Source organism: Streptomyces sp. NPDC005722, assembly GCF_040630935.1.
GTDB lineage: Bacteria > Actinomycetota > Actinomycetes > Streptomycetales > Streptomycetaceae > Actinacidiphila.
Genome location: NZ_JBEXYN010000069.1, coordinates 1 through 22187, shown reverse-complemented (window position 1 = coordinate 22187; position 22187 = coordinate 1). Strand labels below are relative to the sequence as shown.

Sequence of the window (22187 nt, the reverse complement as noted above, 5' to 3'; positions counted from 1 at the left end):
CCGGTCAAGACGGCTCCAGACCGATGCTCCTCCGCTCCTCCCGCCCTCGCAAACGCACCCGCGAGGGGTCCGCGCCCCGGGCTCCCGGAGCGCGGCCCCCTACGAGACGTGGCTAGGGGATCCGTACCGTCACGGACTTGCCCGGCTTGAGGGTGAGCTGCTTGCGGAAGCCGCCCGCGCGCAGTTCGGTCGTGGTGCCGCCGGTGCTGCGCACGGTCGCCTCGGTCACCTTGCCGTCGCGCCAGGAGAGGTCGACCTCGAAGCCGCCGCGGGCGCCGACGCCTGTCACGGAACCCCTGGGCGCCCAGGCCTCGGGGAGCGCGGGCAGGAGCTCGATGACGCCGGGCCGCGAGTAGAGGATCATCTCCAGCGCGGCGGCGGCCCCGCCCAGGTTCGCGTCGATCTGGAAGATCGTGTAGCTGCCCTGGCTGTACATGTCGAACCAGTTGGCCGAGGTCCCGTTGCTGTTGGTGATGGACGGCCGCAGCACCGTCAGGTAGAGCTGGTACGCCTTCTCGGCGTCCTTGAGCCGGGACCAGCACAGCGAGCGCCACGCGCACGCCCACCCGTAACTGTCCATGCCGCGCGCGGTGAGCAGCGCGCGGACGCCCTCGAGCAGCGCCGGCGAGCTGGTGTCGGCGGCGATCCGGTCGCCCGGGTAGAAGCCGATGAGCGGGGACAGGTGACGGTGCGTCACCTCGCCGAGGTTGTCGGGGGTCATCCACTCCTCGAGCCAGCCGGTCTTCGGGCTCACCCGGGGCAGGTAGAGCCTGGCCTGCATGGCGTCCAGCTCGGCGGCCATCCCGGTGTCCCGGTGCAGCACGCGGGAGGCGGTTTTGAACTCCTCGAAGAGCTCCCACGCCAGTTCCTGGCCGTAGGTGTTGCCCTTCCCGTCCGGGCCGTGCTCGGGCGACCAGGAGGTGTCGTCGATCAGGACCTCGCGCGACGTCCCGTCCTCGTCCTTGACGGTTGTCGTGATCAGCCGCGCCTGCCAGAACTCCGCAGCGCCCTTGAGGACCGGGTAGATCAGCTCCAGGTAGTCCCGGTCCTGGCTGTACTCGTAGTGCCGCCACAGCGAGTTGCACAGCCACGCGTTGCCGGAGGGGTGCCAGGCCCAGCCGCTGCCGCCGTGGATGTTGGTGGAGAACGCGACCGCCCACCCGGCGATCTTCCCCGAGCTGTTGCGGAACCGGTTGCGGTCGCTGTTGAACAGCCGCTTGGTGACGTCGGTCCACACGGGCAGCTGGGACACGCAGTAGCGGGCGAGGGCCAGGGAGTTCTCGCCGAGGCCCGCCGGGTCGGCGAGCCAGTAGTTCATCTGGACGTTGATGTCGGTGTGGTAGTCGGCGTACCAGTCCGGGTTGTTGTTGTGCACCCAGATGCCCTGCAGGTTCATCGGCAGCCAGTCGCGGGAGCCGGTGATCGTCAGGTAGCGCCCGTACTGGACGTAGGCCGCCTCCAGTTCCGGGTCCGGCGTGGAGTCGTCGGTGTAGCGCACGGCTATGCGCGACCAGGAGTCCAGCGACCGCTGCAGCGCGGAGGACTCGCCCAGGTCGATGGTGAACCTGTTGTAGAGCCGGTGGTAGTCGGAGACGTGCGTCTTCAGCAGCTCGCTCCCCGGCACCTTCGCCGCGGCGGCGATCTTGGTGCGGGCCACCGCGAGGGGATCGGTGCCCGGCTCGCGGAAGTCCTTGGCCGCGTCGGGGGAGTAGTCGGTGCCGCCGCAGACCACGATCAGCAGTTCACGGCAACCGGCGAAGGACAGCTTGTCGCCCTCCACGCTCACCCGGCCGGTGCTGCCGACCGCGGTCACCGCGGCGGCGTAGCGCAGGCCGTTCTTGAGCTTCCCGGCGAAGGAGAGCTGCCCGCCCCCGCCCGTGGTGGTCTCGCCGTGGGTACCGGCCAGCGAGACGGTGCCGGTGTGTGGGCCGCCGGTGAGCCGGACGACGACCACGTCGTCCGGGTGGCTGGCGTACACCTCGCGGCTGTAGGTGTGGCCCTCGTGCCGGTAGGTCGCGGAGACCACACCGTTGCTCAGGTCCAACTGGCGGCGGTACGCGCTCACCTTCCCGGCGGTGTGGCCGGGCAGCGCGATGCGCAGTTTGGCCAGCAGGCCGAAGCTGCCGAAGTCGTCGGGGCCGTAGTTGAGCTGGCCGTCGTCGGTGAGGGTGTCGTTGCGGCCGCCGGTCCAGAACGCGCCGTCGGTCAGGTAGAGGAAGTCGTCCGCCGGATCGCAGCCGACGAGCGCACCCAGCCGGCCGTTGCCGACGGGCAGGGCCTCCTGGATGATGTGCGCCTCGTCGGCCGGCGTGCGGTACCAGAGCGACGTGGCCTTGCCCTCCGGGACGAAGTCCACGCTGGACGGGCGGGCGGGAGCGGCGTGCGCGGCGAACGCCGGGAGACCGCCCCAGAGGGCGAGACCTCCGCTGGTGGCGCCGGCGATGCGGAGGAAGTCACGGCGGGAAGAAGCGGACACGGCAAGGGTTCCCTTCCGGGGGTTGCAGGAGCCCACAAAAAGTATTCATAAATAATCAACTTGTTTCGTCCGCGTCAACGGCTGCGACCAGATTAACCCGACCTTTGTCCTTGCCCCTGTTGCACTTATGCCCTTTTGGTTCGCGATTTCGGCATCGGTGGCGGGGAGTTCGGGGTCATGTGGCTCAAGTAGGTCGGATGTCTCAGGGCGTTGGACGTCAGAGGCTGCGAGGCAGCCGGAAAGATGCGCTCCCCGCTGGAACGGCCCGACCACGCCGGTCCGGACGCACACCCATCGACGGTGGCGTGCGGCGCGGTGTCGAATGGCCCGCATGGACAGGCGCCTGATGCGGACGATCGAGGAGGCCAACTGGGTAGGTGAGCTCGCGGGGAGGGCTTACCTCGACGGCCACTACCACGACGCGTTGGTGGCGGCGGACCGGAGCGTCCTGCTCACGCGGCAGATCCTCCGGCGCATGCCCGACGACCAGCGTGCCCTCGCGGCGGCCGTCGACCGGTACCGCTGGCGGGCCTGTACCCACGAGCAACTCGGCAACCTGGCCCACGCGATCGACGACGCGCAGGCCGCGATCGTCCTCTGCGCACGGCGCGAGGACCCGGGGCCGCTGGAGGTCCCGCTCATGCGCCTGCTCCAGTGCGAACTGCACGCGGAACTGGGCCACGTGGAGGTCGCACGGGCGAAGGGGACGGCGATCGAGGCCTACCGGAGGTTCCGGTACGACGGCGACGTCGGACCCGTGGCCGTCGCGGAGGGGTTCAGCCGCTACGGCGCGGCCATGGCGCTCATCGGCGACCTGGAGGAGGCGAACCAGGCGCGGCGCGCGGGCCTCGCCGTCTACCGCGCCTGGCGCGGGAAGCTCTGGTCGGATCACCGCACGCGGTTCGTCCGGACGGTGACGGGACTGGTCGAGGGCGTCGAGCCGCCCGACGCCGCGACGGCGCCGGAGGTGCTGCCGATGATGTGGGAGGCCGTGGAGGAACTCGTGCCCCTGATCCGCCCGGCGGTCCCCTCGGACCCGGACCCGGCGGCCACCGAGGCCCGCCGGATCCTCGCCGCGCAGAGCCGCTGGCTCGACGCACTGGGGGCCCGGCAGGCATCGGCGGAGTTCGCCCGGGTGTCGCGGGCACCGGACTGGATCGAACGGCTTCCGTCCCTGCACGACCTGCTGGAACGGGCCCTCGCCCCCGCGGCGGATCCGGAGGGCACCGTTCCCTGATCGACGTCCCCCGCCAGGGGGAAGGACTCCACCGTGGACCATCCCGAAGTGACGAACGCGCGTGCCTGGACCGACTACGGAACCCACCACCTGGCGAGGGCCACCGAGGTCCCCGACGTGCAGGGCATCTCCTGGGGGTTCTGGCCGGACGCCCACGGCGCGGACGCCCACAGTGCCGGTGTCCTGGGCGACGTACGGGGGCGGCGCGTCGCCGACCTCGGCTCGGGCCTGGGCCGGCACGCCGCCCATCTCGCCCTCGCGCACGGTGCTCTCGTCGACGCCGTCGAGGCCTCGCCCACCCAGCACGAGCGCGCCACCGCACGCCACGCCGGCGTGCCGGGGCTGCGCCTGGTCCTGGCGGACGCCGTCGACCACCTGCGCCGGGCCGATCCCTACGAAGTCCTCTACTCCGTCCACGGCTTCGCCTACATCGACCCGCGCCGGCTGCTGCCCGCCGTCGCGGACGCGCTGGTCCCGGGCGGCCGGCTCGTGTTCTCGGTCCTGCACACCGACTCCGACGGCCGGGGCCCCTCGGACACCGTCACGGCGCGCCCGCAGATCCTGCCGCTGGCGGGCGGCGGACGACTGACCGTCCGGATGTGGGTCCTGGCCCCGGAGTTGTGGCGCGACCTGCTGGAGGAGCACGGCCTGGTCGTCGAGCGGATCGACACCCTGGACGCGCCGGAGGAGGACGTCCCCACCTCCTGCCGCCTCTACCACGCGCGCCGCCGCACCCGGGTCACCAGCCGTCCCCGCACGGCCGGCCCGCCGCCGCCGAACACCGCCCTCGGCGTGGGGGCGATCCTCCACGGCCCCCGCGGCCTGCTGCTCGGCAGGCACCGGCTCGGTACGTGGGAGCTGCCCGGGGGTTCGGTGGAGCCGGGCGAGTCGCTGGCGGGCACCGCCGTCCGCGAGGTGCGGGAGGAGACCGGCTGCGTCGTGCGCGAGGAGGACGTCGAGTTGCTGGGGCTGCTCCTCGACGAGGTCCAGGGCACGGTTCGGGCGACGGCCGTCGCGGTGGTCACCGCGTGGGAGGGCGAGCCGGGTGACCAGCCCGGCGAGAGCGTGGGCGACTGGCGGTGGTGGCCGCTCGACCGGCTTCCCGACGGCCTGTTCGTCCCCAGTGCCCAGTGCCTGACCACCTGGCGCCCCGGTCTGCCGATCGAGCATCCGCCCGCCCGTCTCCACCGCCTCCGGGCACGCGGCGACGAGCCCGCCGGGGGCGGGGGTTAAGGGGTTGCCCCAGGTGACCGCCGTCCGCATGATCTCCGGTGTGATGAACCTCCTCGCCCCCGTCCACAAGGCCCGCCTCGAGCGGTGGGTCCGCACCCGGTTCGACCCCACCGAGTACGGGATGGTGCCCGTCGCGATGCTCGACGCCCGGCGGGCCGGGCCGCCCCTGCCCGCGCACCGGATCGACGAGATGCAGGCGGTCGCGGACGCCGCGTGGGGCGGCGACTGGCGCACGGCGGCCGCCTACGTCGACCGCGCGGGCGAGGAGTGGGACGAGCGCTGGCACCGGCTGGAACTGCTGCAGGAGATCGCCGGGGAGGACGACGACTGGCTGGGCGAGTGGCGCCGCAACGACCCGGACAACGGGGACGCCGCCACCCTCCACGCACAACTGCTCGTGCACCGTGCCTGGGAGACCCGGGGAGCCGGGTACGCGAACCAGGTCCCGTCCGACCGCATGCGCCGCTTCAAGCAGATGCTGCCCGCCGCCATGGAGGCCGCGCGGCACGCCGCCGGGCTCGCGCCCCGCGACCCCGGGCCGTGGGTCGTCATGATCACCAGCGCACGCGCCCTGAAGTACCGCGGCATGCAGTTCCAGCCGCTGTGGGAGGGCCTCGTCGAGCGCGCCCCGCACCACTACGCGGGCCACTGGCAGGCCCTGCAGTACTGGTGCGCCAAGTGGTGCGGCACCGACAAGCAGATGATGGACTTCGCCGAGCGTGCCGTACGCAACGCCCCCGAAGGCAGCCCCCTCGCCGGCATCTACCTGCACGCCCTGTCGGAACTCACCGAACGCCACGGTGCCATGGCGTCCGTGACCACGGCCAAGGTCAAGGGCGTCCTGGCGGAGGTCACCCGGTCGCTCGGTCAGGTGCCTGGGGACGCCGGCGAACTGCCGCCCCTGCGCCACCTGCTCGCGCACTACCTGGGCGAGAACGGCGACTACGACGCCGCGCTCGAGCAGTTCCGGCTCATCGGTCCCTGGTGCGGCGCGGAACCGTGGACCGGCAAGCCCGACCCGGTCGCCGCCTTCCAGCTCGCGCGCGGCACCGCCGCCGCCAAGGCCGCGAACGGCAGGCTGCAGGACAACGGTGACGGCGCCGCCCGCTGGGGCCGCAGCGGCGGGTGACGACCGGCCGACCACGCGGTGAGGCGGAGAACGGGCCCGGCGGCGTCACGCCGGACCCGTTCACCGCGTCGCGCGGACCAGGCCCGCTTGACTCGGGGGCCGCAGTGGGCACGGACGAGGCGGCGACTTCCGCGTCCAGGAGCGGGCCCACGACCCGTGAGGGCAGGCCCCCGGCAGTACCTCGGCGGCCACGCCGGTCCCGTCAGCCGGCGCAACCGGCCGCGGAGCGGCGGTCACGTCCACCCGCCGTGGTGGAGCCCCGGAACTGCCCGCCGTAGGCGGCGCAGTGGGCCTCACCCCGGTCGCGGGTCCTCCGCGCCGGGCGTCGACTACACCGCCCCCTGACCCCGGGGGCGCCGGCCCGGACTCCCTGTCGGCGGTGTGACATAGGGTTCGCGGAACCTCACCGCCGTACAGGAGGACCCGATGTCCTTGCAGGCCCGCCTTGTCGCCACGCTCGCCGTCCCCTACCCGGCAGACCGTGCCGACGCCCTGGAGGTGCTCGGCGTGCCGGGCCGCCGCATGCTCCTGCAGCGCCGCGAGGACGAACTCGTCGTCCACGCCCTGGAGGACGACCCCGTCCGGATCGGGGACGAGACGGCCCGCTTCCCCGCACCGTGGCCGCGCCGCTTCGGAACGTCGACGGTGGCACCGGACGGGAGCCTGGCCGTCTTCACCGGGACGCACGCCGTGCGGGCCGTGGAACCCGGGGGAGGCGTCCGGTGGGAGGTGCGGCACGGCTGCTGGTACGGGGCCTGCCTGGAGATGCACCGGACGTTCGACGAGTACGCCGGCAAGCGGGACCACCGTCACCCCGAGCGCGGTTCGGCGGGCTTCTCCGCGGACGGGAAGCTGCTCTGGGCCCATGTGCGGGGACCGCTCGCCCCGGGGGTGCCGGACGCGGACACCCTGGACGAATGGCTGGTGCTCGACCCCCACGACGGGACGGTGCTGGCCCGTGCCGACGCCCGGGCCGCGGCCGCCGGCAGCGTGCACGTGCCCCACCCCGACCCGGCGCAGATGGGCCTGAGCATCGGCGAGGGACAGGACGGTGCGCCGCTGCGCTGGGGCCGCTGGGACGGGCGGCGGTTGACGGTGGACGACTTCGGCGGCCGGGACCTGGTGCTGACCGGCGTCAGCCCCTCCGGCGGCCGGCTGCTGACGATCACCCACGACCAGGACCGCCTCGTGGTCCTCGACGCCGCGGACGGCTCCGTATTGGCGGAACTGGACGCCGCGTCGGCCGTCGCGCGGCATCCCGGCACCGAGCCCGACAACGACGAGGCCGAGCCCTACTGGGACTACGCGGGCGGCTTCCTCGACGAGACCGACGTCATCACCTCCACCGTCGAGAGCGACGAGGAGTGGGGAGAGGGCCGGCACTGGCTGACCGACACCTCGGGGGCACGCGCTCCCCGGCACGTCACGTACCCCGTGCCGGTGACCGGCCTACCCACCGCACTCGGTGACGGCACCTGGTGCACCACCGCCGACGACGGGGCCACGCTGCGGGTGTGGACCCGCCCCTGACCCTGCCGGGGCGGCGTTCGTCAGCGGGGGGTGCCCGCCGCGGCCCGCGCGTAGAACGCGGCGAGCTCGTGGGGGTTCTTGGTGTACACGTCGATCCCGCGGACCGTGCCGTCCTCGACCTGGTGGATCTCGACCATGGTGAGCGGGAACACCTCACCGGTGGTGTGGGCCGTGAGCGTGCCGGTGAGCGTCCCCACGACGCCCGCCGGGCCCTCGAACACCTCGGCGGCGCCGATGGCGACGACGGCGTGGCCCGCCATCACGCCGAGGACGGACCGGGCGAACGCCTCGCGCCCCCGGTGCACACCCCCGTAGGGGAGCTGGGCCGGCTCGTCGACGACCACATCGGGGGCGAGCCGGGCCAGGACACCCGCCACATCGCCCCTGCCCAACGCGTCGTACAGCCCCCGCACGACATCCGCGGGGCCCTGCGCCGTCGTGTCGCTGCCGTTGCTCATCTCGTGTGTCCTCTCGTTCGTGCTCGTCCTGCGGCCGGGCCCCTGCCGGGTCCGGCTCCCGGGGGATCCGGGCGGACACCATGCAACGACGGACGGCCGGGACGGGGGAGTCCCCGCCGTGAGGGGTACCGGCCGGGACCCCCACGCCCCGTCCGGCGTGCCTACGCTGTTCCCATGGACAACCGGGACGCAGTCGGCGACTTCCTCCGCTCCCGACGGGACAGGATGACCCCGGAGCAGGCGGGTCTGCCGACGTACGGGCAGCGCCGGGTGCCCGGGCTGCGCAGGGGAGAGGTCGCCACGCTCGCCGGGGTGAGCGTCGAGTACTACACGCGTCTGGAGCGCGGCAACCTCAAAGGCGTCTCCGACAGCGTGCTGGACGCCCTCGCCCGGGCGCTGCGGCTCGACGACACGGAGCGGATGTACCTGTACGACCTCGCCCGCGCCGCCGGCCCGGCGCCGGCGGTTTCCGCGGCTCGCCGTCGCGAGGCTCGCCCGGCGGTGCGGCCGAGCGTCGCCCGCATCGTCGAGGGGATGCCGGGCATGCCGGCGTTCGTGATGAACGACCGCCTCGACACCCTGGCCGCCAACGCGCTGGGCCGCGCCCTGTACGCGCCGATGTACGCCGACCCGGCCTGCGGCGCCAACGTCGCCCGGTTCGCCTTCCTCAGCCCCGGGGCCAGGCGGTTCTACGCCGACTGGGAGCGCATGGCCCGCTTCGCCGTGGGCGCGCTGCGCGTCGAGGCCGGCAGGCACCCCCATGACCGCGACCTGACGAACCTGATCGGCGAACTCTCCACCCGCAGCGACTCCTTCCGGGTGCTGTGGGGGTCCCACGACGTCCACGTCTTCCGCGAGAGCACGAAGCGCCTCCACCACCCGCTCGTCGGCGACCTGGAACTCGACCAGGAGACCCTGGGCCTGCCGGACGGCAGCGGCCTGAGCGTCGTCGTCTACAGCGCGCCCCCGGGGACCGCCGCCGAGGACGCCCTGAGACTGCTCGCCGGCCGGCCTGCGACGGGCGGACCGGAGCAGCGGGCCGAGGGCGCGGGCGGCCTCCCCGGCGCGGGCCCGGGCGGGAACACGGGGCCGGTCGCGGCGGGCGCAGAACCTGCGGGGGCCGGCGAGCGTCTGGGTGGTGTGAGAGCAGGCGGCTCTCGCAGACCCCAAGGGGAGCAGAGATGAGCACGGTAGTCGTCGTCGGAGCCACGCAGGGCACGGGGCGGGCACTGGCCGCGGAGTACGCGCGGCGGGGCGCGGACGTCCTGATCACCGGACGCACCGAGGAGCGTGCCACGACGGTGGCGGCGGAACTCGCGAAGGAGACCGGCGGTACGGTCACGGGCCTCGCGCTGGACCTGAGCCGTCCGGCCGGCATCGCCGCCGCGCTCGAACCGGTGCGCCAGGTGGACCGCCTGGCCCTGGTCGGCATGGTCCGCGACATGAACACCACCGGTGCCTACGACGTGGTGAAGGCGACGACCCTGGCCACGACGAAGATCGTCGGTTACACGGCGGTGGTCGCCGCGCTGCGCCCCCGGATGTCCCCCGACGCCTCGGTCCTGCTGTTCGGCGGCATGGCCAAGGACTTCCCGTACCCGGGCTCGACGACGCTGACCGCGGTCAACGCCGCCGTGCAGGGCCTGGTGCGGACGCTGAGCGTCGAACTGGCCCCGGTGCGGGTGAACTCGCTGCACCCGTGGGCCATCGTGGACAGCCCGTTCGTCGTGGACAACGAGCACCTGCAGGACACGGCGCGGAAGATGACGCTCACCGGGCGGCTCGGCACCATGGCGGACGTCGTCGACGGCTGCGTCTTCCTGCTGGAGAACCCGCTGGCCAACGCCATCGACCTCACGCTGAACGGCGGCATCGCCTGACGCCACGGGGGCTCCGCGCACGACGGGGCCCCCTCCGGCGGGAGGGGGCGTTGTGCTGTGCCGTCGTCAGATCGTCGGCGTGTCGTCGACGTGCTCCTTGTGCACCTCGAGGACGAACTTCCAGCCGGCGCTGGCCTCCATGAAGCGCACGCGGGTCGGGTGGATGTCCAGGGCGCGGCGGTCGCGGTTCTGGCCGCCCGTGCCCCCCTTCCGCCCGCGGGCCGGCTCCTCGAAGAGGTCGACCTTGACGTCCGGCACCGCGACGACTTCCTCGTTCCAGCGCTGGACGATCCCCGCGCCGAACGCCTCCCGGGCGGCGGCGTAGAGCGACGCCAGGGACTCCGCGTTCCCGTTGGGCACGAAGAGGGCGAGGTTGAGGAGGACGCCGGCCCTCTGCAGGACCTCTATCTCCTCACCCGCCTTGTCCGCGACCCATATGCCGCGCTCTTCGGCGTCGTCCGGCAGCACGTGGACCTCGTCGCCGAAGACGGTCCTCGCGGTGAAGGATCCGCCCTCGAAATTCTTGCCCGACTTGGTGAGCGTCGCCGGTGCGAAGCAGTCGAGCCGGAGCTCTTCCATCTCCGCCTGGACGAAGATCTCGTCCTGGAGGCCCAGCTCCGAAACCTCCTCGGCCGTGAGACGTCGGGCTGCAACCTTCTCGGTGTTCACTTTCTTTCCCTTCTTCGTGTAACCACGGACAGTTCGGCGACCCGCGGCGGCGGCGTGGCCACGGCCCACCGGCCGGGCCCGTGGTGACGTCACGTCACATGGCCGAGCGGTGGGTGCGCCGGCATCGCCGCCCCGGAGGGGACGCAGAGGTGTCCGGCTCCCCGCGCCCGAACGCGCAACGGCGGCACGGCGGGCAGGAGGAACCACGCGCCGTGAGTGTAGTGCGGCGGTCTGACAACGCCGCCATCTCGGCTGCCTGGAGGGGCCGTCGGGGCCTGTCGCACCGGCCGTTGGGGCCTGTCGCACCGGCCGTCGGGGCCTGTCGCACCGGCCGCCGGGGCCCGTCGCACCGGGCTTCGTGGCACGCCGCCCGGCCGTCCGCGGCACCACGGGGACGGCGCCGCACCCGCTTCCCCCGGCCCGCCGAGGTACCCGGCGGGTGCCCCTGGGCGGTCGCCGGCCACCGCGTCCGGCCCCCGTGCCGGGACGTCCATGCAGGACCTGCCGGTGAACCGCCGGGGACGTTTCACCGACGCGGCGCTGAACGATCCGGCACCAGGCCCTTTTGATGTACCGGGCACGCGTTCGGCGCCCCGGACCGGGTTACATTTGGTTGATCGTTGAACCAATTCGTTTCCGATGGGTGTGCTTGCCGATGACCGAGAATCCCCTGAACTCGTCCACCGAGGCCGCGAACGCCGGTGTCCTGATGCAGATGCTCAGCGGCTACTGGGTCACCCAGATCGTCCGGGCCGCCGTCGACCTCTCCCTCCCCGACCACCTGGCCGACGGACCCCTGGACGCCGGGGAGATCGCGCAACGGGAGGCCAGTGACCCCGCGACGACCTACCGGCTCCTGCGCGCCTGCGCTTCGCTCGGCCTGGTGGCCCACCGGGGCGGGCGCCGGTTCTCCGGCACCCCCCTGAGCGAGCTGCTCCGCACCGGGGTGCCGAACACCCTGCGGGAGGTGGCCCTCACGTGGGCGGGGCCCTCCCACTGGCGTGCCTGGGAGCGGTTCCCGGAGGCCGTCCGCAAGGGCGGCACCCAGATCGAAAGCGCACTGGGCACGGACTTCTTCAGCTACCTCGGCGACCACCCCGCCGAGGCGGAACTCTTCTCGGTCGCCATGTCCGGCATGTCGGAGCAGCTGAACCGCGACCTCGCCCGGGCGCTCGACACCACCGGCAGCGCGGTCGCGGTCGACGTCGGCGGCGGCACCGGGGCGCTGGTGCAGGGCCTCATGCAGGCGAACCCGGAACTGCGCGGGGAGAGCCTCGACCTGCCCCACGCCACCGCCACCGCGCTGGACTCCGCCGAGAAGCAGGGACTGGCCGACCGCTTCACGGCGGTCACCGGCGACTTCTTCGAGTCCGTCCCGCCGGCGGACCTGTACCTCCTCAAGATGGTCCTGCACGACTGGAACGACACCGACTGCGTCACGATCCTCAGCAACTGCCGCGCCTCCGCCCGGCCGGGCGCGCGGGCGGTGGTGGTGGAGAACGTGATCGGGGAGATCGGGGCGCCCGGCTTCGAGCCCCTTGCGGACATGCACATGCTCGCGATGCTGCCGGGTCAGGAGCGCGATCTCCCCGAGTTCGACGCGCTGTTCGCCGCCTCCGGGTGGCGGCGCACGGCCGTCACCGCCACGGGATTCCAGTTCAAGATCATCGAGCTCGAGGTGATCCGACCCGGCGGGTGAGGGGCGGCCGCGTCGGTTTCGGGGGTCCCGCAAGGGCGGCGGGAGAGCCGCTCAGCTCCGCCGGGGAGGGGTGGGGCCCGACGCGGCGTCCGCGTTCCTCACCCGTACCCGGCCGGTCGGCGGGACGCCGCCGGAGCCCCCGACGGGTGCGCGAGGGGAGGACGGGCAGGTCAAGGGCCGGCAAAGGCGCTTCGCGGCCCAGCGGGCCCCCCGCGTCGCCGAGTTGCTCCCGCGGGGCCTGTCTGACCAGCGCGGATGCCCGTCGGGGCGGCTGTTCCGGGGCTCCGTTGGTGCTGGCGGCTTTGCGTCGCGTGTCGTATTCACGCCCCCGATACGCCCAGTGAACACTTTCGAACACGGGAAGCGCGGCGTTCACTCAACGAACACGAAAGGAACATCCGTTTCGCCCAAAACATCAAAAAGCCGCTACGTGCCGCGCACATTCCGCACTCGCGTTGTGACGTTGGGTCACATTCGTCGCCTCAGGCTCCTTATTGACATGAACAGAACCCAACACGCTAATGGGCTCCGGCGAATGCTCGGACGTTCGCCGCCGCCAGGAGCCGTACACGGCTCGCGATCCCTGCAAGCACGCATGGGAGTCACGTTGCGCAGACCAGCAAGTACCCCCCACCCCCTCCGCCGGACGGTGAACAGAGGCCTCGCGGTCCTCGGTGCCGCCGCCATGGCGGTGCTCGGCATACAGGCACCGGCGTTAGCCGCGGGTGCCGCGGGAGCGAACTCCGCCGCGGCCAACGGCGTCCGCCGCTCCTTCGAACCCACCTGCGACACGGCCAAGCCCGGCCACTTCAGCTGCTTCGCCCTGCGGCGCACCGACGTGAAGCCGGTCAAGGGCCTGGTGCCGGCCGCGGACACACCGTCCGGCTACGGAGCGGCCGACCTGCAGAGCGCCTACAACCTGCCGGCCGACGGCGGCGCCGGACAGACCGTCGCGATCGTGGACGCCTTCGACGACCCGACCGCGGAATCCGACCTCGCCGTCTACCGTGCCCAGTTCGGGCTGCCGGCCTGCACCACGGACAACGGCTGCTTCCGCAAGGTCGACCAGCGCGGCGGCACCGACTACCCCGAGCCGGACCCGGGCTGGGCCGGTGAGATCTCGCTCGACGTCGACATGGTTTCGGCGGCCGCGCCCAACGCGCACATCCTGCTGGTCGAGGCCGACGACAACAGCTTCGAGAACCTCTCCGCCGCCGTGGACCAGGCGGTCGCGATGGGCGCGAAGTACGTGTCGAACTCCTACGGCACCGACTACCGTGGCGGGAACGGCGAGGACCCGTCCGAGACCACCGTGCTGGACGCCCACTACAACCACCCCGGCGTCGCGATCACCGCGTCCACAGGTGACTACGGATACGGCGTCAGCTACCCGGCGGCCTCGCAGTACGTGACCGCGGTCGGCGGCACCACGCTGACCCGCGCCCCGTCCACCACGCGCGGATGGACCGAGTCCGCCTGGAGCCTGGCCGGTTCGGGCTGCTCGCTGTACGAGCCCAAGCCCGCCTTCCAGCACGACACCGGCTGTGACAACCGTGCGCTGGCCGACGTCTCGGCCATCGCCGAGGACGTGGCGGTCTACCAGACCTACGGCCACGGCGGCTGGGCGGTCTACGGCGGCACCAGTGTCTCGTCGCCCATCATCGCCTCGGTGTACGCCGCCGCCGGCACCCCCGCCGCCGGCTCGTACCCGAACGCGTACCCGTACGCGGCCGGCACCGGGATCAACGACATCACCACCGGCAGCAACGGCAGTTGCTCCCCGTCGTACCTGTGCAACGGCGCGGAGGGCTTCGACGGCCCGACCGGTCTGGGCACGCCCGCCGGCCTGACCGCGTTCCGCACCGGCGCACACGGCGTGATCTCCGGAACCGTCACCGACGGCACCACCGGCAAGGCCGTCAGCGGTGCCACGGTCACGGCGGGCACCGGCATCACCCACACCGACGCCGCCGGCACCTACACCCTGACCGTGCCCACCGGCACCTACGACGTCTCCGTCGAGGCGTTCGGCTACGCCGGGGGCTCGGCCGACGGGGTCGTGGTCGACGACGACGCCACCGTCACCAAGAACTTCACCCTCTCCCCGGTGCCGAGCCAGACCGTCGCCGGCAAGGTCAGCGACGGCTCCGGCCACGGCTGGCCGCTCTACGCCAAGATCACCGCGGACGGCGTGCCCGGAGCGGTGTGGACCGACCCCGCGACCGGCTCGTACAGCATGGACCTGCCCCAGGGGCACTCCTACACGCTGCACGTCGCCTCGGCGACGCCCGGTTACAAGACCGTCAGCAAGAAGATCACCGTCGGCGACTCCGCGCAGACGGTCGGCATCGCGGTCCCGGCCGACTCCTGGACGGCGAACACGCCCGGATACCGCGTCGACGTGACCGGCACCACCGAGCCGTTCGACGCCACCGACGCCCCGCCGGCCGGCTGGAAGGTCTCCAACGCCGACGACACCACCGGTGGCTGGCAGTTCGACGACCCCGGTGACCGCGGCAACCACACCGGCGGTGACGGCGCGTTCGCCGTCATCGACAGCGACCACTTCGGCGGCGGCGCCGTCCAGGACAGCTCGCTGCTCAGCCCGGTGTACGACTTCACCGGCAAGAACGACCCCGAGGTCGCCTTCAGCACCGAGTACAAGCAGTACAGCGGCCAGTCCGCGGCCCTCGAGGCGACCTCGGACGGCGGCGAGCACTGGACCAAGGTCTGGTCGCCCGGCGCGGACGTCACCGGCGACCGCATCGAGGCCTCCCTGGCCGACTTCGCCGGCAAGTCCGAGGTCCAGCTGCGCTTCCACTTCGCCGGCAGCTTCGGCTGGTGGTGGGCGGTCGACGACGTCTTCGTCGGCGACCGGCAGCTGACCGCGGTCCCCGCCGGCCTGGTCGTGGGCACCGTGACCGACGCCAACACCGGTACGGGCGTCGTGGGTGCCACCGTCACCAGCCAGGACAAGCCGTCCGAGAAGACCACCACGACGGCCACGCCCGAGGACCCGAACCTGTCCGACGGCTTCTACTCGTTCATCTCGACCGCCTTCGGCAGCCACCCCTTCACGGCGGCCAAGGCGAAGTACACCTCCCTGAGCAAGAACGTCAAGGTCGGGGCCGACAGCGCCGTCCAGGCGAACTTCAAGCTCAAGGCCGGCAAGGTCACCATCACTCCGGCCTCGGTCTCCGCCACCGTCGCCTGGGGCGGTTCCAAGACGCAGAACCTGACCGTCAAGAACACCGGCGGCGCCGCCGCCACGGTCAAGCTCGGCGAGCAGTCCGGCGGGTTCACCCAACAGGCCGAGGGCGCCGCCCTGCAGACCGTCAAGGGTGACTTCAACCCGCTGTCCAGCAAGGCCCACGCGGCGGGCGCCAAGGCCGGCCCGACGGCGGCGGCCCCGGCCGACGACACCTGGCAGACGGCCCCGGACCTGCCGGGCGCCCTCATGGACAACGCCGTCGACTCGCTGGACGGCAAGGTCTACTCGGCCTTCGGCTACAACGGTTCGGCCGACGTCAAGGACCTCTACGTCCTCGACCCGGTCGCCGGCAGCTGGACGAAGCTGGCCTCCGCGTCCGACACCCGTGAGGACCCCGCGCACGGGTTCATCGACGGCAAGCTCTACGCCGTCGGCGGCTGGGGCCCCTCGGGCGCCCCGGACGCCAAGCTGGAGATCTACGACCCGCAGTCGGACAGCTGGACCACCGGTGCGTCCGCGCCGAAGCCGTACGCGGGCTCCGGCACCGCCGTCCTGGACGGCAAGCTGTACATGATCGGCGGTTGCGGCGCGGACTTCTGCGGCACGACCGACGCCAGCGTCTACGACGCGGGCTCCGACAGCTGGTCCCAGATCGCCGCCTACCCCGAGCCCATCTCGTGGGAGGCCTGCGGCGCCATCGACGGCCAGATCTACTGCGCCGGCGGACTGGGCGCCAGCGAGAACGACGTCGTCCACTCCTACGCCTACGACCCGGGCACCGACAGCTGGTCGCAGCTCGCGGACGTCCCGGCAGCGCAGTGGGGTACCTCCTACGCCGCGGCCAACGGCCGTCTGCTGATGGTCGGCGGCGTCGGCAACAACGCCCTCACCAACCGCGGCCAGGCCTTCGACCCGCAGTCCGGCACCTGGGGCACCCTGCCCAACGCCAACGTCGCCACCTACCGCGGCGGCGGCGCGCCCGGCTTCTACAAGGTCGGCGGCGGCAACGCCCCCGGCAGGCCGATCAGCAAGGTCGAGGTGCTGCCCGGCTACGACCAGGGCGGCGCGGGCGACGTCGACTGGCTGAGCGAGAGCGTCCAGGAGCTCACGCTGCAGCCCGGCGCGAGCGCGACCGTCTCCGTCACGCTGGACGCCAAGGCCGCCTCGGTGACCCAGCCCGGCGACCTCACCGCGAGCCTGAGCGTGGGCACCGACACGCCGTACTCCACGGCGCCCGTCCCGGTGAGCCTGCACGTCAACCCGCCCAAGACCTGGGGCAAGATCACCGGCGTCGTCCTGGGCAACAAGGCCACCGGCGGCAGCGCACCGCTGGCCGGGGCGACCGTGCAGCTCGACAGCTGGGCCGCGAGCTACACGCTCACCACGGCCTCGGACGGCACCTACGCCCTGTGGCTCGACGTGCGCAACAACCCGCTCACCGTCATCGTCGCCAAGGACGGCTACCAGCCGACCGTCACGACGGTGAAGCTGACGAAGGGAGCGACGGTCACCGCCAACTTCACCCTCAAGCGCAAGTAACCGGGTACGCGCCGGGGAACGGCGCCGACGGTCCGCGTACGCGTACGGGCCGTCGGCGCACCCCCGGCCGGACCCCGGACACGAACGCGGCCGGGCCGGTCCCTCCCAGGGGCCGGTCCGGCCCTGTGCGGCCCGAGGCGGGAGGACCGGCCGGTCAGCCGCCCGGGCTCGCGTCGACGTCCACCGTCTTCATGCACGCGTCGTCGAAGGCGCTGAGGGTGATCGTGCCGTCGTGGAGGTCCACCCAGCTCGCGACCACGGTCCAGCCGCGCTGCTTGATCGCCACACGGACCTCGAAGACCACCCCGGAACTGCCTCCGGTGAGCCTCTCCGGCTTCCCGTCCTGCTCCCACTCACGGTCACGCAGCTCGTGCACCACCGCTTCCCAGCGGGCGACGTCGACCTTGGCGGTCTTGGTGGCGAAGTCCTTGAAGCCGACGCCGCACGATCGCGGCGTGCCCGGCTCGGCGTCCTCGTTCATTCCGCCCCATTCCGGCGCGTTCGCCGGGACGCCCGCGTCCGCCGCGGAACCGTCGAGGTCCGCCGGCACGAACTCCTTCGTGAGCGGTCCGGTGCCCGCGGGCCGCGGCTGAGGCGCCGCCGGCTTCGAGGACGCGGACGCCTCCGTGCCGGCGTCGCCGGTACCGCAGCCTGCGCCGCCCAGCGCCATGACCGCGACCGCCACGGCTGCCCAACAAGTCCTGCGCACAGCGTCCCCTCCCAGGTCAGGGGCCGTTCACCCCCATGATCAGCGAGGAGTGTGCCACGCGCTGTCTACAGGCCGACACGGATGATGCGGCTGATCGATCGCCGCGGAACGCCGCCGCGCTTGACCTTCACACTAGTGTCAATCTTTAGCTTCGGGCGAGTAAGCGGAAGTCACCTGACCATTGCTAGGAGATCTGCCATGCCCAAGGCTCTGACCGGACGGACCGCGCTCGTGACCGGAGGGTCGCGGGGTATCGGTGCGGGGATCGCCCGTGAACTGGCCCGCGAGGGTGCGAGCGTCGTCATCACCTACCGGAAGTCGCGCGAGCAGGCCGAGGAGGTCGTCGCCGAACTGGGCGCCCTCGGCGCGAAGGCGTTCGCCGTGCAGGCCGACCAGTCCGTTCCCCACGAGGCGTCGACCGCGGTCGAACAGGCCGCCGAGTTCCTGGGCGGCCGGATCGACGTGCTGGTGAACTCCGCCGGTGTCGCCGTCCTGGGCACCGTCGACCAGCTGGACCTGGAACTCCTCGACGGCGTCCAGCACATGATGGCCACGAACGTCCTCGGCACCGTCGTCACGACGCATTCCGCGTCGCGTTTTCTGCCCGACGGCGGACGCGTCATCCTCGTGGGCAGCATCGTCGCCCACAGCATCCCCAGCCCCGGCGTCGCGGAGTACGCGGCGAGCAAGGCGGCGATCGACCAGCTCGGTCGCGGGTGGGCCCGCGACTTCGGTCCGCGCGGCATCACCGTCAACGTCGTGCAGCCGGGGGCCGTCGACACCGACATGAACCCCGCCGACGGGCCGAACGCGGCGGCCCAGGTGGCCATGACGCCCCTCGGGCGTTTCGGCACCGCCGCCGACATCGGCAAGGCCGTCGCGTTCCTCGCGAGCGAGGACGCCGCGTACATCACGGGCGCACGGCTGACCGTCGACGGCGGATCCAGCGTCTGACGCGGGCGAGCACCCCGGCGTGCCCGGTGCTCCGGTCCGGACGGCGACGGCCGGCACCGGAGCCCCGCCGCCGGGGCCGCCCGCACCGCCCTCAGGCCCACCCCGGTGCCGCGGACCGGGAGCGCCGTTCCTCCGCACGCTGCGCGGCCACGTCCGGGATGACGGCGAGTGCCTCCGCACAGCGGCCCTGCCCGACGAGCAGGTGGGCGAGGTCGGTTGCGGCCCACCGGCCGGAGCACTGCCGGAGGAGGGCGATGGCCTCCTCCACCCGGTCGTCCCGGGCGAGCAGCCAGGCGATGGTGGTCTCCCGGTCGTCGACCTCGTCCGGCGGCAGCGCCTCGATCTCGGCGATGGCCTCCCGGCTGCGCCCTGCCTCGCCCATCAGCCACCACCGGTTGGAACGCAGCCAGTACCTCTCGTTCTCCTCGAGGAACTCGGGGCTGCGTCCCTCGGTGAGTTCGACGGCCCTGTCGGGGTGTCCCTGTTCGGCCATGAGGATCAGGGTCGACTGCAGGAGGTTCTCGTGGAGGTCGTCGAAGGTGTGCCCCACCACCTGGACGGCGTCGTCGAGGCGGTCCTGCCGGATCAGGAGTTCCTGCAGGGCGACCGTGAAGATGCCCGGGTGCGCCGCGGGGTCGTGGAAGCCGCGCAGATACGCCTCGGCCTCCGCGGCCCTGCCGAGGTCCTCCATGGCCGTGACGTACGCGCGGACGGCCTTGGGGTTCCGGGTGCCGGTGGCCAGGTCCCGCAACTGCTCGGTCCGCCCGTGCCGGGCGAGTAGTTCGGCGTAGAAGTCCACGGTGTTCTCCGGGCCGTGGCGACGCGCGTCCACGTCCGCGCCGAGCAGTGAGATCGCCTCGTCCGCCCGGCCGGAACGCTCCAGGACGGTGGCCCGCCCGGGAAGCGCGTCCCAGATGTGGCGCACGTCGCACCCCCAGGGGTCGCTGCTGAACTCCTCGGCGACCGGGGTGAGCAGCTCCAGCAACCGGTCGTCGCGGTCCTGGCCCTCGGTGATCCGCACCAGGGCATGCACCATGCCCAGCTCGCCCAGGTGCGGTACGAGCGCGTCGATCGCCTCGTCCACCCGCCCCGCACCGACCAGCACCTCGGCGTAGTCGGACAACATGTCCCGCGGTTTCGCGTCCCGGCCCCCGGGGTGCGCCAGCTCCAGCGCCCGGTCGACGCGGCCCCATCGCAGCAGGACGCCGGCGCCGGCGCGGACCGCGGGCTGCCAGCCGGTGGCCGTGAACGGCTCGATGACCGCCCAGGCCCGCGCGAACTCGCCCGCCGCACAGAGCCGGCGTACCGCGCCCTCCGCGCAGAACCAGTCCCCGCGCCGTTCCGCCGCCTCCACCAGCACGTCGAGGTCGCCGCGTTCGAGGACCTCGTCCACGATGCGCGGCGGAACGCCGCCGTACCGCTCCCGCTGCCATTCAAGATCATCGATGTTCACGAGGGGCACCCTAGGCCGCGTGACCGACATCGCCGCCGAGCCGGCTCGCGGTCGCCCGGCCGGCGGTCCGTTCCGCCGCCCGCAAGCCGGTGCGGGCTGCGGGCCGTGGAACGAACTGCCCCTGGGGAATGACGGGTTCGTGGGGGAGTCGTGAAGGAACGGGCCTCATGCCGCCCACGGGGCCAACGGTCACCCTCCATACATGTACGCGACAACTTTTCGGCGGCTGTGTGCCGCACTGCGCCATTGCAATGCCCTGGCAAAGACCGACCGGGCCGTACGGCCGCACTTCTCACGTCAGGGATTGCGCACACACATGAAGCCTTCAGCATCACCTTCTTCGACCGGGCACTCCGCCGAACTGCGTGACGCCGTACGCCACGTGGACCGGCGCCGCTTCCTGACCGTCACCGGGGCCGCGGCGACGCTGGCGTTCACCGTGAACATCCCGCTCGCCGGGACCGCCGCGGCGGCCGAGGCGAGTGCCGCGCAGATCACCGAGAACCCCTTCACGCTGGGCGTGGCCTCGGGCGACCCGATGCCCGGCTCCGTCCTGCTGTGGACCCGGCTCGCCCCCCGCCCCTACGAGAGCGGCAGCGGCCTGCCCCAGAAGCGCTTCAACGTGCGCTGGGAGCTCGCCCACGACGAGCGGTTCACCCGCGTCACCCGGCGCGGCAGCGTCGACGCGCACCCCGAGTACAACCACGCCGTGCACGTGGAGGTGGACGGCCTGGACGCCGACCGCGTCCTGTACTACCGCTTCCGCGTGGGCCAGTGGACCAGCCCCGTGGGCCGCACCCGCACCGCCCCCGCGAAGAACGCCCGCCTGACCGAGCTGCGCCTGGCGGCCGTGTCCTGCCAGGCGTACCACGACGGCTACTTCACCGCCTACCGTCACCTCGCCGACGAGGACCTCGACGCGGTCTTCCACCTCGGCGACTACCTCTACGAGTACGCGGTGACCGCCACCGGCGGCGCCCGCGCCTACACCGACCGCGTGCTGCCCTCGCACTTCAACCGCGAGACGCTCACGCTGGAGGACTACCGGCTCCGGTACGCCCTGTACAAGTCGGACCCCGACCTGATGGCGGCCCACGCGGCGCACCCCTTCGTGGTCACCTGGGACGACCACGAGACCGAGAACAACTACGCCGACGACGTCCCCGAGAACGACGTGCCCGCCGAGGAGTTCCTCCTGCGGCGCGCCTCCGCCTACCGCGCCTACTGGGAGAACCAGCCGCTGCGCCGCCGTCAGCTCCCGCACGGCCCCGACGCCCAGCTCTACCGCCGGCTGCAGTTCGGGCGGCTCGCCCAGTTCGACATCCTCGACACCCGCCAGTACCGCTCCGACCAGGCCTACGGCGACGGCTGGCAGGTGCCGGGCCCCGAGTCGCAGGACCCGGCCCGCACGATGACGGGCGCCACGCAGGAGCGCTGGCTCCTCGACGGCTGGCGCGCCTCGAAGGCGACCTGGAACGTCGTCCCCCAGCAGGTCACCTTCGCCCAGCGCAAGGACCGCTCGACGCCCGACTTCAAGGTCTCCATGGACTCCTGGGACGGCTACCCGGCGTCCCGCAAGCGCCTGCTGGACGGCTGGGAGGCCGCCGGCCGGGACAACCTGGTCGTGCTGACCGGCGACGTCCACGTCCACTACGGCTTCGACCTCAAGAAGGACTTCGACGACCCGGCGTCCAGGACCCTCGGCACCGAGATCGTCACCAGCTCGATCAGCAGCGGCAAGGACGGTTCCGACAAGCCGTCCAACTGGGCCGGCTACATGCAGGCCAACCCGCACCTGAAGTTCTACAACGGCCGCCGCGGCTACGCGCTGGTGACCCTCGGCAAGGACTCGGCGCGCGCCGACTTCAAGACGGTCTCCGCGGTGACCACGCCGGGCGCCCCGGTCACCACGGCCGGCTCCTTCGTCACCGAGGCCGGCAACCCGGGGCTCACGCCCGCCTGACCGCCGTTCCGCGCCGTACCGCTCGCGGTACGCGCCGGGGCCCCGGG

16 protein-coding genes are annotated in these 22187 nt (G+C 72.5%); 11 read left to right on the top strand and 5 right to left on the bottom strand.

Annotated features, from left to right (window positions below):
- Positions 1–112 precede the first annotated feature (112 nt).
- The gene (locus ABZ479_RS39325; RefSeq protein ID WP_500466050.1) at positions 113–2476 is read right to left on the bottom strand and encodes a glycosyl hydrolase family 95 catalytic domain-containing protein; all 2364 of its coding nucleotides are present in this window, start codon (positions 2474–2476) and stop codon (positions 113–115) included.
- 331 nt (positions 2477–2807) lie between these two features.
- On the opposite strand from ABZ479_RS39325, the gene ABZ479_RS39320 reads away from it, so the two are divergent.
- From ABZ479_RS39320 to ABZ479_RS39305, 4 genes are all read left to right on the top strand, one after another.
- Entirely contained in the window at positions 2808–3713 is a 906-nt protein-coding gene (locus tag ABZ479_RS39320) for a hypothetical protein (protein WP_500466049.1), read from the top strand.
- A gap of 48 nt (positions 3714–3761) precedes the next feature.
- Complete coding sequence (locus tag ABZ479_RS39315) at positions 3762–4946, top strand: bifunctional class I SAM-dependent methyltransferase/NUDIX hydrolase (protein WP_500466048.1); 1185 nt, start codon at positions 3762–3764, stop codon at positions 4944–4946.
- 13 nt (positions 4947–4959) lie between these two features.
- Positions 4960–6075 carry a hypothetical protein gene (locus ABZ479_RS39310; RefSeq protein WP_500466047.1) on the top strand — a complete coding sequence of 372 codons (1116 nt, stop codon included), beginning with the start codon at positions 4960–4962 and terminating at the stop codon, positions 6073–6075.
- Between the two features lie 426 nt (positions 6076–6501).
- On the top strand, positions 6502–7605 hold the full coding sequence (locus ABZ479_RS39305) for a hypothetical protein (RefSeq protein WP_500466046.1): 1104 nt from the start codon (positions 6502–6504) through the stop codon (positions 7603–7605).
- A 20-nt stretch (positions 7606–7625) separates the two neighbouring features.
- On the opposite strand, the gene ABZ479_RS39300 is transcribed toward ABZ479_RS39305, so the two are convergent.
- Positions 7626–8063: a nuclear transport factor 2 family protein gene (locus tag ABZ479_RS39300; protein ID WP_500466045.1), complete on the bottom strand. Its 438-nt coding sequence runs from the start codon at positions 8061–8063 to the stop codon at positions 7626–7628.
- Positions 8064–8237: 174 nt separating this feature from the next.
- Between ABZ479_RS39300 and ABZ479_RS39295 the strand changes: the two genes are divergently transcribed.
- Complete coding sequence (locus tag ABZ479_RS39295) at positions 8238–9248, top strand: helix-turn-helix transcriptional regulator (protein WP_500466044.1); 1011 nt, start codon at positions 8238–8240, stop codon at positions 9246–9248.
- Complete coding sequence (locus ABZ479_RS39290; protein WP_500466043.1) at positions 9245–9943, top strand: SDR family NAD(P)-dependent oxidoreductase; 699 nt, start codon at positions 9245–9247, stop codon at positions 9941–9943. Before ABZ479_RS39295 ends, ABZ479_RS39290 begins: the two co-directional genes overlap by 4 nt.
- 66 nt (positions 9944–10009) lie before the next feature.
- On the opposite strand, the gene ABZ479_RS39285 is transcribed toward ABZ479_RS39290, so the two are convergent.
- The gene (locus tag ABZ479_RS39285) at positions 10010–10612 is read right to left on the bottom strand and encodes a hypothetical protein (RefSeq protein WP_499605674.1); all 603 of its coding nucleotides are present in this window, start codon (positions 10610–10612) and stop codon (positions 10010–10012) included.
- A gap of 655 nt (positions 10613–11267) precedes the next feature.
- Between ABZ479_RS39285 and ABZ479_RS39280 the strand changes: the two genes are divergently transcribed.
- Together ABZ479_RS39280 and ABZ479_RS39275 are read left to right on the top strand one after the other, a co-directional pair.
- Positions 11268–12311: a methyltransferase gene (locus tag ABZ479_RS39280; protein ID WP_500466042.1), complete on the top strand. Its 1044-nt coding sequence runs from the start codon at positions 11268–11270 to the stop codon at positions 12309–12311.
- A 685-nt stretch (positions 12312–12996) separates the two neighbouring features.
- Positions 12997–17061, top strand: a complete 4065-nt coding sequence (locus tag ABZ479_RS39275) for a Kelch repeat-containing protein (RefSeq protein ID WP_500466056.1) — start codon at positions 12997–12999, stop codon at positions 17059–17061.
- A gap of 154 nt (positions 17062–17215) precedes the next feature.
- On the opposite strand, the gene ABZ479_RS39270 is transcribed toward ABZ479_RS39275, so the two are convergent.
- Positions 17216–17770, bottom strand: a complete 555-nt coding sequence (locus tag ABZ479_RS39270; protein ID WP_500466041.1) for a hypothetical protein — start codon at positions 17768–17770, stop codon at positions 17216–17218.
- A 198-nt stretch (positions 17771–17968) separates the two neighbouring features.
- Between ABZ479_RS39270 and ABZ479_RS39265 the strand changes: the two genes are divergently transcribed.
- Positions 17969–18724 (top strand): SDR family NAD(P)-dependent oxidoreductase, encoded by a 756-nt coding sequence (locus tag ABZ479_RS39265; RefSeq protein ID WP_500466040.1) that lies wholly within the window; start codon positions 17969–17971, stop codon positions 18722–18724.
- Between the two features lie 91 nt (positions 18725–18815).
- Here ABZ479_RS39265 and ABZ479_RS39260 read toward each other — a convergent pair whose 3' ends face one another.
- The gene (locus ABZ479_RS39260) at positions 18816–20177 is read right to left on the bottom strand and encodes a tetratricopeptide repeat protein (RefSeq protein WP_500466039.1); all 1362 of its coding nucleotides are present in this window, start codon (positions 20175–20177) and stop codon (positions 18816–18818) included.
- Positions 20178–20196: 19 nt separating this feature from the next.
- Here ABZ479_RS39260 and ABZ479_RS39255 point away from each other — a divergent pair, with 19 nt between their 5' ends.
- Both ABZ479_RS39255 and ABZ479_RS39250 read left to right on the top strand, forming a co-directional pair.
- Complete coding sequence (locus tag ABZ479_RS39255; RefSeq protein WP_500466038.1) at positions 20197–20331, top strand: hypothetical protein; 135 nt, start codon at positions 20197–20199, stop codon at positions 20329–20331.
- A gap of 162 nt (positions 20332–20493) precedes the next feature.
- Entirely contained in the window at positions 20494–22140 is a 1647-nt protein-coding gene (locus ABZ479_RS39250; protein ID WP_500466037.1) for an alkaline phosphatase D family protein, read from the top strand.
- Positions 22141–22187: the final 47 nt, after the last annotated feature.

Bases quoted from the DNA above. Each gene is read 5' to 3' on its own strand.
- ABZ479_RS39290 (WP_500466043.1), top strand. From the start codon at position 9,245: ATGAGCACGGTAGTCGTCGTCGGAGCCACGCAGGGCACGGGGCGGGCA.
- ABZ479_RS39305 (WP_500466046.1), top strand. From the start codon at position 6,502: ATGTCCTTGCAGGCCCGCCTTGTCGCCACGCTCGCCGTCCCCTACCCG.
- ABZ479_RS39265 (WP_500466040.1), top strand. From the start codon at position 17,969: ATGCCCAAGGCTCTGACCGGACGGACCGCGCTCGTGACCGGAGGGTCG.
- ABZ479_RS39295 (WP_500466044.1), top strand. From the start codon at position 8,238: ATGGACAACCGGGACGCAGTCGGCGACTTCCTCCGCTCCCGACGGGAC.
- ABZ479_RS39320 (WP_500466049.1), top strand. From the start codon at position 2,808: ATGGACAGGCGCCTGATGCGGACGATCGAGGAGGCCAACTGGGTAGGT.
- ABZ479_RS39280 (WP_500466042.1), top strand. From the start codon at position 11,268: ATGACCGAGAATCCCCTGAACTCGTCCACCGAGGCCGCGAACGCCGGT.
- ABZ479_RS39250 (WP_500466037.1), top strand. From the start codon at position 20,494: ATGAAGCCTTCAGCATCACCTTCTTCGACCGGGCACTCCGCCGAACTG.
- ABZ479_RS39300 (WP_500466045.1), bottom strand. From the start codon at position 8,063: ATGAGCAACGGCAGCGACACGACGGCGCAGGGCCCCGCGGATGTCGTG.
- ABZ479_RS39275 (WP_500466056.1), top strand. From the start codon at position 12,997: ATGGCGGTGCTCGGCATACAGGCACCGGCGTTAGCCGCGGGTGCCGCG.